The organism is Amycolatopsis regifaucium (genome assembly GCF_001613935.1).
GTDB classification, from domain to species: domain Bacteria; phylum Actinomycetota; class Actinomycetes; order Mycobacteriales; family Pseudonocardiaceae; genus Amycolatopsis; species Amycolatopsis regifaucium.
Map to the genome: position 1 here is coordinate 293,111 of NZ_LQCI01000052.1, position 9,535 is coordinate 302,645.

General features: G+C 67.7%; 8 protein-coding genes. 2 read left to right on the plus strand and 6 right to left on the minus strand.

Translation table 11 applies throughout. From position 1 onward, the window contains the following. Nucleotides 1-5: 5 nt before the first annotated feature. The 6 genes from AVL48_RS36895 to AVL48_RS36920 form a co-directional block, all read right to left on the minus strand. The gene (locus AVL48_RS36895) at nucleotides 6-1,427 is read right to left on the minus strand and encodes a cation:proton antiporter domain-containing protein (RefSeq protein ID WP_061980885.1); all 1,422 of its coding nucleotides are present in this window, start codon (nucleotides 1,425-1,427) and stop codon (nucleotides 6-8) included. A 9-nt stretch (nucleotides 1,428-1,436) separates the two neighbouring features. Further along, on the minus strand, nucleotides 1,437-2,261 hold the full coding sequence (gene ddaH / locus AVL48_RS36900) for a dimethylargininase (protein WP_341865673.1): 825 nt from the start codon (nucleotides 2,259-2,261) through the stop codon (nucleotides 1,437-1,439). 68 nt (nucleotides 2,262-2,329) lie between these two features. Next, nucleotides 2,330-3,583 carry an ATP-grasp domain-containing protein gene (locus tag AVL48_RS36905; protein ID WP_061980884.1) on the minus strand — a complete coding sequence of 418 codons (1,254 nt, stop codon included), beginning with the start codon at nucleotides 3,581-3,583 and terminating at the stop codon, nucleotides 2,330-2,332. Continuing rightward, a complete protein-coding gene (locus AVL48_RS36910; RefSeq protein ID WP_061980883.1) occupies nucleotides 3,580-4,737 on the minus strand; it encodes an NAD(P)/FAD-dependent oxidoreductase in 1,158 nt (385 codons plus the stop codon). Before AVL48_RS36910 ends, AVL48_RS36905 begins: the two co-directional genes overlap by 4 nt. 102 nt (nucleotides 4,738-4,839) lie before the next feature. Beyond that, nucleotides 4,840-6,408, minus strand: a complete 1,569-nt coding sequence (locus tag AVL48_RS36915; protein WP_061980882.1) for a carbamoyltransferase C-terminal domain-containing protein — start codon at nucleotides 6,406-6,408, stop codon at nucleotides 4,840-4,842. An 87-nt stretch (nucleotides 6,409-6,495) separates the two neighbouring features. Beyond that, complete coding sequence (locus AVL48_RS36920; RefSeq protein WP_061980881.1) at nucleotides 6,496-7,962, minus strand: ATP-binding protein; 1,467 nt, start codon at nucleotides 7,960-7,962, stop codon at nucleotides 6,496-6,498. A 361-nt stretch (nucleotides 7,963-8,323) separates the two neighbouring features. On the opposite strand from AVL48_RS36920, the gene AVL48_RS36925 reads away from it, so the two are divergent. Together AVL48_RS36925 and AVL48_RS36930 are read left to right on the plus strand one after the other, a co-directional pair. Beyond that, complete coding sequence (locus AVL48_RS36925) at nucleotides 8,324-8,857, plus strand: hypothetical protein (protein ID WP_244162451.1); 534 nt, start codon at nucleotides 8,324-8,326, stop codon at nucleotides 8,855-8,857. Next, complete coding sequence (locus tag AVL48_RS36930) at nucleotides 8,841-9,191, plus strand: MmcQ/YjbR family DNA-binding protein (protein WP_061980879.1); 351 nt, start codon at nucleotides 8,841-8,843, stop codon at nucleotides 9,189-9,191. Before AVL48_RS36925 ends, AVL48_RS36930 begins: the two co-directional genes overlap by 17 nt. Nucleotides 9,192-9,535 lie beyond the last annotated feature (344 nt).

Below are 9,535 nucleotides of genomic sequence, written 5' to 3' on the forward strand. Positions count from 1 at the left end.
GCGTCCTATCTGCTTTCCGCCGCCGCTGGACCGGCGGACTTCTCTTCGTCCTTTTCGGACTTCTTCCCGAACCTGGAGATCAGGGCGAGCGCGGGAGCGGTGGCGACGGTCGAGACCAGCGTCATGATCACGAGCATCGCGAACACCGTCGGGCTGATCACCTTCAACTGGAGACCGACGTTGAGCACCACCAGCTCGGTCAGCCCCCGGCAGTTCATCAACGCCCCGAGCGACAGCGAATCGCGCCAGCCGACGCCGGTCAGCCGAGCGGCGGTGGTACTGCCGGCCCATTTGCCGAACACCGCCACCGCCGTGATCAGCGCGCACCACGCCCACAGGCTCGCCTCGCCGAGCAGGCCGAACTGCGTGCGCAAACCGGTGTAGGCGAAGAAGAGCGGCAGCAACAGGGTCACCGTGACACTGCCCAATTTGCCGGCCGCGCGGCTCACCACCGGATCCTTGCGCGGCGCGACCACGCCGAACAGGAACGCGCCGAAGATCGGGTGGATGCCGATCTCCTCGGTCGCCAGCGCCGACAGCATGATCCCCGCGAGCAGGATCGCCAGCACCGCCGTTTCGGGGACCCGCGGCAGCCATTTCGCCAGCACCGGGCGGACCACGTAGACCATCACCAGGGCGAAGACCACGGTCAGCGCGATGGTGAGGAAGACCTCGGTGCCCGATCCGCCCTGGCTGATCGCGATCACGACGGCCAGCAGGCACCAGGCCGCGACGTCGTCGACGGCCGCGCAGGTCAGCGCGAGCGCGCCCAGTGTGGTCTTCGCGATCCCGCGATCGGTCAGGATCCTCGCCAGCACGGGAAAGGCGGTCACGCTCATCGACACCGCGATGAACAACCCGAAGCTCAGGAATCCCACGTCACCGCCGAAGACCGGATACAACCCCAAGGCCAGCACGATGCCCGAAGCCATCGGCAGCGCGATGCTCACCTGGCTCACCGTCACCGCGGTGAACCCCCGCCGCCGCACCGCGTCGAGATCGATCTCCGAGCCGACCAGGTACATGAAGAAAATGAGTCCCAGCTGCGCGAGGATGTTGATGATGGAGACCACATCGCCGGGGAACAGCCAGGCGAACCCGGCGGGCCAGAGCAACCCGAGCAGGGAGGGGCCCAGCAGCACACCGGCGACGATCTCGCCGATGACCGCGGGCTGGCCGAGCCGTCGCGCGGCCAGCCCGGCGAGATGACACGCGGCCAGAATCACCGGAAGCGCGACGAGCAAGCGCGGATACGGATCCGACCCGCCCGTCGCGGCCGTGGTCGCGGCGACGTGGCCCTCGTCGTACGCCGAGCCGAGCCCGAGCACCACGATCACGACCACGAGCGGGACCGCGACCAGCACGGCGCCCGTCAGTACCCGCCGGACGGTGACCGTCCTGCGGGCTTCCGGCTGCGCGGACTTCATCTGTTCCCCTTATCCCGCACGCAGTTCCAGCGTGCAGCATTTGACGCTGCCGCCCGCCTTGAGCAATTCGGACAGGTCCGCGCCGATCGGCTCGAAACCGCGTTCGCGCAGCTGCGCGGTAAGCCCGGTGGCCGCCGGCGGGAGCACGACGTGCTTGCCGTCGGACACGGCGTTGAGGCCGAACACGGCGGCGTCGCGTTCGGAGGCCAGGATCGCGTCGGGGTACAGCTCCTTCAACACCATGAGGCTGTCCTCGGAGAACGCCTCCGGGTAGTACATGACCGTCTCGTCGTCGAGGACGGCGAGCGCGGTGTCGAGGTGGTAGTACCGCGGGTCGATCAGCGTCAGCCCGATCACCGGGCGGCCGAAGAACTCACGGGATTCGTTGTGCGCCTCCGGATTCGTGCGGAACCCGGTCCCGGCGAGGATCTTCTGCCCGGCGACGAGGTAGTCGCCCTCCCCCTCGTTGACCCACTGCGCCTGCCGCACGTAGCGGTATCCGTTGGCGCGGAACCAGTCCAGGTACGCCGCGGACTCGCCACAGCGCTGCGTGTGCTGGAATCGCGCGACGAGCACCTGCCCGTCGACCACGGTGGCGCCGTTGGCCGCGAACACCATGTCGGGCAGCCCGGGCAGCGGGTCGAGCAGGTCGACGCGATGACCCAGGTCGACGTACAGATCGTGCAGCCACTCCCACTGAGCGATGGCCAGTTCGGTGTACGTGGGCTTCTTCGGGTCCATCCAGGGGTTGATCGAGTACTCGACGTCGAAGTACGTCGGTCTGACCATCAGGTAGTGCCTTGGGGTGGCTGTACGTGACACGCTGTCCTCCACGCGGTTTTGGGCGTCTTCCACCGCCGCGCCCTGGGTGAGGGCGCGGGTTCGTCGAACGGGATTCGGTGCTACTTCTGGGTTTCGCTCAGCTTGACCTCGATCTTCCCGGCCAGGTCGTTCGCGTTGCGCATGGCTTCGTCGAAGGAAGAGCCGAGCGCGCCGATACCACCGAAGATGTTGTTGCCGAGCGGCGGTCGCTTGATCAGATCACCCGGCTTCGCGAAGATCTTGAGGTAGTACAGGGATGCCGACTCGCTCACCGCCGGCGGGACCTCGATCGAGGAGATCACACCCCCAGGGCAGATCAGGCACATCGCGGCGGTGTGCACGCCGGTCGGGTGGTAGTGCTGGACATCCGGCCGCACGCCTCGGGAGACGTCCATGAGTCCCTTGATGGGGTCGTAGCCCGCCGAAAGCCGCGCCATGTGGTCGAGTCCCCCGCCGCCGGGACGGACGGCGATCTCCAGCAAATACGGTCTGCCCTGGTGGAACCGGACCTCTGCGTGCAACGCGCCGCGCGTGAGCCCCTGCGCCCGCACCCCGGCGGTCACCACGGCGTGCACCTCGGCCACCTGTTCGGGGGTCAGCGACGTCGGAGCGTGGTGCACGTCGTCGTCGAAGGTCTCCCCCTCCGACGTGACTCTGTCCACAATGGACCCGAGGTAGACCTCGTCGTCCCACGCGAGCGCTTCGATGAGATGCTCGTGACCGTCCAAGAAGGACTCGACGAGCAGGCCGTGCGGCCCGAGGTCCAGCCCTTCGGCCTCCATGTTGTACCAGCTCATGTTGTCGATTCCGGCCCGCGCCTGCGCATAGCGCTCCCGCATCTTTTCCTCGTCGTCGACACGGAAGACGAAGTTGCTGGCCGCGCCGAGCGTCGGCTTCAGGATCACCGGGTAACCGAAGTCCTCGGCCGCGCGCAGGGCCTCGTCGACGTCCTCGACGAACCGGAAGTCCGGATGCGCGGCGCCACCCTTCTCGTGTGCCTGCCGCATGATCAGCTTGTTCCGGCTCGTGCGCGCCGCGTCGACGCCGATCCCGGGCAGCCCGAGCGCTTCGGCGACGGCGGCGACCAGGACCACGCCGGACTCGGAGAAGGTGAGCACCCCGTCGAAGGACTCCTCGGCGTGCCACGCCTTGGCGTGCCGGATCAGGTCGTCGAGGTGGTTGCTGCCGGCGATCCGGTAGCGCTCCCGTGGCCAGAGGTCTTCCGTGCCGATCCCGTTGAGCACGTACAGCACCCCGCCGAAGTCCTCGATCTGCTGGTACCGGGGCAGGTAGTAGTAGGAGTTCTGACTGGCTTCCAGCGCGAGCAGTTTCACGACACACCTCGTAGGGCAGGGCGGGATGGGTGGACGCCGGACGCGCGCACGAGCGGCCGGTCGAGCGGTTCGAGTCCGGTCGGGGCCGGTTCCGCGCCGGTCAGGCGCGCGGCGAGCGACCGGGCGATCAGCGGGGCGAACTTGAAGGACGAGCCGCCGCACGCCGCGTAGGACAGGACCCGGTCGCCGAGGACGGCGAGCATCGGGCCGAGGGTGGAACGCCGGGCGAGGTAGTGGCAGTCCCGGGTGTCGATCAGCCAGTCCCGGCGGAAACCCGGGATCAGCGCGGCGAACGTGTCGATCAGGTGCTCACGCCACCACGACGGCGCGGCGCCACCGCCGACCTCGTCGACGATCCGGCAGGCGCTCGCGGCGCTGAGCTTCAACGGCGTCCCGGCGACCGGCGGGACCAGCCACGCGCCGCCGGGAGTGCCGAGCGAGGTGATCGCCGGGGTCGCCGCCCACGCGGCGGCCTCGGCGGGCGGCACATCGCAGTAGAGCATCGTCTGCCGGTGCAGTACGAGTTCTCTGGAGAGCTCGGGGGCCAGCAGGTCACGCGACCACGGACCGGCCGCGAGCAGGACGGCGTCACCGCGGATGACCTCACCGTCGGCCAGTCGTACCTCGGCCCGGTCGGCTTCGACACCGACCACCTTGCGATGCGGGTGAAGTTCGGCGTGCGCGTGCCGGCGCAGCCAGCCCGCGCAGGCCGCCAGGACCCGGTCGGCGAGCAGGACTCCGGCATGGGACTCGAAAACCGCCCCCGTACCGGGGTGGAACCCGGCGTGTGGGAACGCGGCGGTGAGTTCGTCCGCACCGTACACTTCGGCCTTCGAACCGGCCGCGGTCAGCAGTTCCCGCGCGGCCGTCGCCTTGTCCGCGTCGAGCGCGGTGAGCGCGCCGACCTGCTCGTAGAACGCCGTGGTCAGCAGCTGTTCGAGCTCGATCCACGCGTGATGCGCGCCGACGGCGGCCGTCGTCGTGGCGAGGTCGCCGGGATGCAGCGCACGCAGCACGCGGTGGCGGTCGAACGAAGTGGCGCCGGAGAACGGGATGTCGGCCTGGTCGGCGACGATCACCTCGTGCCCGGCCGACACGCACTCGACGGCGGTCAGCAGCGCGATGACGCCACCGCCCGCGAGCACGACTCGCATGGCCTTCCCCTTCGGTGGAAAGTTCGAGTGGGCGCGACGGGATGCCCGGACGCCGCCACTGGGGAGGCGGCGTCCGGGTCTTGCCCGGTGTCGGGCAAGAGATCAGGACGCGCGCGGGGTCACGAACGTGTCGTTGATGACGTAGCCGTCGAGGCCGTACGTCTCCCCGTACTCGATGAGATCACTGGTGCGGTTGAGGAAACCGCGTCCGTTGTTGTTCAGCGAGGTGTTGCACAGCACGCTGAACCCGGTCTGCTCGCGGAACGCTTCGAGCAGGTCCGTGATGCCGGCGTTGCGTTCCCGCGTCACCGTCTGGGTGCGCGCGGTACCGTCGACGTGCGTGATGGCCTTCAATTCGTCGGAGGTGACGTGGTTGAAGTACAGCATGTACGGATCCTCCACCGAACCGACGAACCACTTCGGCGCGTCCGACTCCAGCGCGATCGGCGCGATCGGGCGGTAGTCCTCGCGACGCTTGATCTTGTTGAGCCGCACGGTGGTGTCCACGGTGAACGGCGCGGCCAGGATCGACCGGTTGCCGAGCGCCCGCGGGCCCATCTCGTACCGGCCGCGCGCCCAGCCGATGATGTTGCCGTCCTTGAGGTATTTCGCGACCTCGCTCGCCACGAGCGGCCGCGTCTCGTACTTCGCCGGATCCGGGACGACGTCCTCGACGAAGTTCTCCCCCGCGTAGACGTCCCATTCGATGGTCGCCTGCCCGGTGTAGAACCACTGCGCGTCGATGGCCGTGCCCAGCGCGGAACCGCTGTCGTTCGGGCAAGGCGGCACGAACACCGAGGAGAACAGACCGCTCTCCCGCCACAACCGGTTCCAGTCGCAGTTCAGCCCACAGCCTCCGGAGATCAGCAGCGGCAGGCCTTCGGTCAGGTTCTTCTCGGCGTAGTCGTGGAACCGGTTGAAGATCGCCTGCGAGTGCTTGGCCGCCGCGTTGCGGTACTCCTGCGACCAGACCCCGGCGTTGTACAGATGCGACCACGACATTTCCTCTTTGGACAGACCGAGGATGATGCCGTCACGGTCGAGGATGAAGTCGATGGTCTTCTGCTCGTCGGGGGTGAGCGGGCCGGGTTCGGCGAACCCGGTCAGCGCCATCTGCTTGCCGGCGTCGTTGAACCGGAACTTTCCCTTGCCGAGCGGGAAACCCGGATCCGCCAGCGCGAAGAGGTAGGCGTACTTCGCGCCCGGGTCGGTCAGCACGTGCTGCAGGTGAGTGGCCTCACCGCGCTCGTCGATCCGGTAGAAGTCCCCGATGTTGCCTTCCCACACCAGGGAGTAGTACGCCTGGCCGGGTGCCGCGGGGGCCATCCCCAACGAGGTGTAGATGTGCGAGCGCTCGTGGGTCGAGGAGAAGTAGCGCACGTCCTTGCCGAAGAACTTGCCCGCCTCGTCGGAGATCGCGCCCTCGCCGACACCGAAGTATCCGGTGCGGGACGGTGGTTCCACCGAGAACTCTCCCTTGACCCAGCCGCCGAGCGCCACCACGTCGGGTTGCCTGTCGAGCATCCCCGCCGCTCGCGCCATCAGCTCGCCGGTGATCCGGTCGTAGCGCGGGTAGTTGTCCTTTTCCGACTCCAGCGCGAACAGCAGCTTGCCGTCCTCGATCGCCACGATCCCGCCATCGTGACCCTCTTTCATGGACAGAATCAGCATTGTGTCACCGAATTTCGCTCGCCTTCATTCGTCGACTCATTCAAGCCGCGCCGCCCGTTGACCGGAAGCTTCGCGCGGGGAGAACAATCAACCTTCCGACGAGCTGCCCGGCAGGGTGCGCACGGCCTCGTGTCGCAGCGACTCGAACGCGTTCTTCCGCGCCCGGCGGCCCACCATCGGGACCGCGGCGGCGAGCGGGTTCGGTTCCCGTTGCCGCTCGGCGGCGAACGCGCTGACCAACCGGGAGACCGCGTAGCGGCCGGCCACAGTGGCGCGCTGGAGAAGTCCGGCGTCCACCACGGATTCGAGGAGTTCGTCCGCGGTCTCGATCATGATGCCCATCGCCGCGGCGACCCCGATCGACGTCGCCCAGCCCGCCCCGCTCTGCCCGAAGTGATGGATGGCCTCCCGCCCGGCGGGCGAAAGATGTTCGTAGGCCGAAGTGAACCGGTCCCGGACGTTGACGTCACCGACACAGAGACTGTCCATGAGCCGTTCGCGATCCGCGAGCCTGCCCGCCGTGTACGCGATCGCCCATTCCGGACGCGCGGCGATCTTGCGGCCGACGATGTTGATCGCCAAGGGCAGATCGCCGCACAGGTCGGCGATCGCGTCGGTCGCGTCGTGTTCGGCGTGGACCCGGCCCACCCCGGCGATCCGCCCGATCAACGCCAGCGATTCTTCGCGGGTGAACGTATCCAGCTCGATCCGGTTCGTGTCCTCCAGCCCGAGCAGCCGGGCGCGGCTGGTCACCACGACCTGGCTGTGCGTGGCCTGGCCCAGCAACGGCCGCACCTGACCTTCGTCACCGACCCCCGCGAGCAACACGAACAACCTGCGTTCGGCGAGCAGGGACCGGTACAGGCCGACGCGCTGCATCGGGTCGTCGGGCACGAGATGCGCCGGCACCCCGAGCGCGCGCAGGAAGCCGCGCACGATCCCGTTGGCCGACCGGCCGCCGGTGCCACTGTTGCTCAGATCGGCGTAAAGCCGCCCGTCCGGGAAGTCGGCGGCGACCTCTTCGGCCAGCCGCAGGGCGAAGGCCGTTTTACCGACCCCGATCGGACCACTGACGACCAGCGGCGCCTTGACCGGACCGGTCGCCCCGATCATCCGGGTGGCCTTGGCCAAATCCCTTTCCCTGCCGACGAAAGTCCTCGATCCCATCGGCAGCTGGGCCGGACGGGCCAAGTGGATGACGCCGGATGCCGACGCGTGCGCGCCATCCGCCGGAATCTCGGCCGGCGGTGGTGCGGGCGCGCGCTCCTCCCGCGCTTCGACACCGCCTCCCGTTTGGCCTGCGACGCTCCGCCAACGCCGTTCCCACGCCGCGCGGTCGCCCCCGCACGCGGAGACGAACGCCAGTGTCACGGCGAGGGTGGGCAGCCGGTGGCCGCTCGCCGCGCTGGACAGCACGGAAGGCGCGAACAGCGCCGTCCTCGCGAGTTCCCGGTAGCTCGGGTTTCCCGCCCGGTTCCGTAACACCCGCAGATCATGAGCGAATGCGGCGATCGGACCAGTGGAGCCGTCCAACGGTCGCTCGGGTCTGCCCATGCCATCTCCTCCCCTGGATGGGGTAACGCGATCGCGCTGCGTAACCGACATCCTTGTGGCCTTCCTGGCCACAACCCTAAAGGACCAATGAACCATGCAGCAGATACAAATAGGTGACTCAATGTACAAAGTCCAATAGTTGGACGCGGAAATTCACCTGCTTGGTGGCACCGGATAGGGTTCCGCCATGTCCCGCTCCCTCCCGCCTCTCGCAGAACTCCGACGCGCCGCCGAAGTGTTCAACGGGTTCGCGAATGCCGACACCTCTTGGCTTCGGCTCCTCGAAGCTGTGTCCGATCAAAACGGGCTCTCCGCGATCGACCTGTCACAGACCGCACATCGCACAATTCTTCTTCGCTGGTTGAACTCGTGGGGTTGCCGTATCCGCTATCCGCGGGAAGGGGAGCCCGCTCCGTTCGACGACGGGATCCGGGATTGGTGGGAAACCTGGGGCGCGGCCCTGCCGGACGTCGAGCTGGTCCACCTGACGGATGCGGGCATCGACACGGCCGCGAAGGCATACGCGGACCTCTCCGGTGTCGTCGTCTCAGCGGGACGGACGAAGCGCACCCTCGGTCCGACCGCCGCCGCGAAGGCGCTGTATGCGTTGCGACCCAACACGATCATGCCGTGGGACGCAGCCATCGCGGGCACGCTCCACGGCGCCAGGGACGGCGCCGCGTTCGGCAGGCACCTGCGCCTCGGCCGCGAGTGGGCCGCCGCCACTCTCGCGGAGGCGGACTCGAACGGCGACGGTATTTCTGCCCTGGTGGGCAGACCGGTGTCACTCGCGAAGATCCTCGACGAATATCTTTACGTCGCCATCACCATGGGCGCGGCGGGTGACTGGGGAACGGACAGCGGAGAATGGTGGAAAGATGGTAACCGGGGATGACGTCAGAAAGATCGCTTCGGAGCTGCCTCGCGCGTATGAAGCGCTGGTCCGGGACCGGGTGAAGTTCCGCGTGGGGCGAATCGTGTTCCTTTCGCTCTCACCTGACGAAACCGTCCTGGGATTCGGCTATCCCAAAGAGGAGCGAGAAGCGCTCGTGGCGGGCGAACCGGACAAGTTCATGATGCCGATCGCGTCCGATATGCGCTATCAGTGGGTTCGCGTCCGTCTGTCCGCGATAGATTACGAAGAGTTACGAGAGCTGATCGTCGACTCGTGGCGAATGTGCGTGCCGAAGAAGGTCTGGGCGGAATACCTCCAAAAGAACCCGCGGTGAAGCCCGCCTTTCGGCGTGAGCCATTCGGCGTCGTCGACTGCCCTTTTCGGTCGCGTGAATCGCCGCCGAATCCGCAGGTTCCTTCACGGCAAATGCGCCTTGGAGTGCCCCAAGGGGCGACCGCCGCGGGCCGCGGTGACGCGTGCGTCGGAGTGGTCTCGCTCGCAATGAAAGGTCCTTTCCTCGCAAATTTTGCAAGGAAAGGACCTTTCATGGCATCCGGCGCGCCGCCCACTCCGCACCCACCCACACGGCGCCGGTCGCGGTCCGCTGTTCAGGTGCGGGAAGTCCGTGAAGGCCTCCTTTCCTACCTTGAACGTCAGGGTGCAGGCCGCCGATGAAGG

What these genes read in the sequence shown, in the direction of transcription:
- AVL48_RS36915 (WP_061980882.1), bottom strand. Translation starts at nt 6,408, where the DNA reads ATGCTGATTCTGTCCATGAAAGAGGGTCACGATGGCGGGATCGTGGCG.
- AVL48_RS36910 (WP_061980883.1), bottom strand. Translation starts at nt 4,737, where the DNA reads ATGCGAGTCGTGCTCGCGGGCGGTGGCGTCATCGCGCTGCTGACCGCC.
- AVL48_RS36920 (WP_061980881.1), bottom strand. Translation starts at nt 7,962, where the DNA reads ATGGGCAGACCCGAGCGACCGTTGGACGGCTCCACTGGTCCGATCGCC.
- AVL48_RS36895 (WP_061980885.1), bottom strand. Translation starts at nt 1,427, where the DNA reads ATGAAGTCCGCGCAGCCGGAAGCCCGCAGGACGGTCACCGTCCGGCGG.
- AVL48_RS36930 (WP_061980879.1), top strand. Translation starts at nt 8,841, where the DNA reads ATGGTAACCGGGGATGACGTCAGAAAGATCGCTTCGGAGCTGCCTCGC.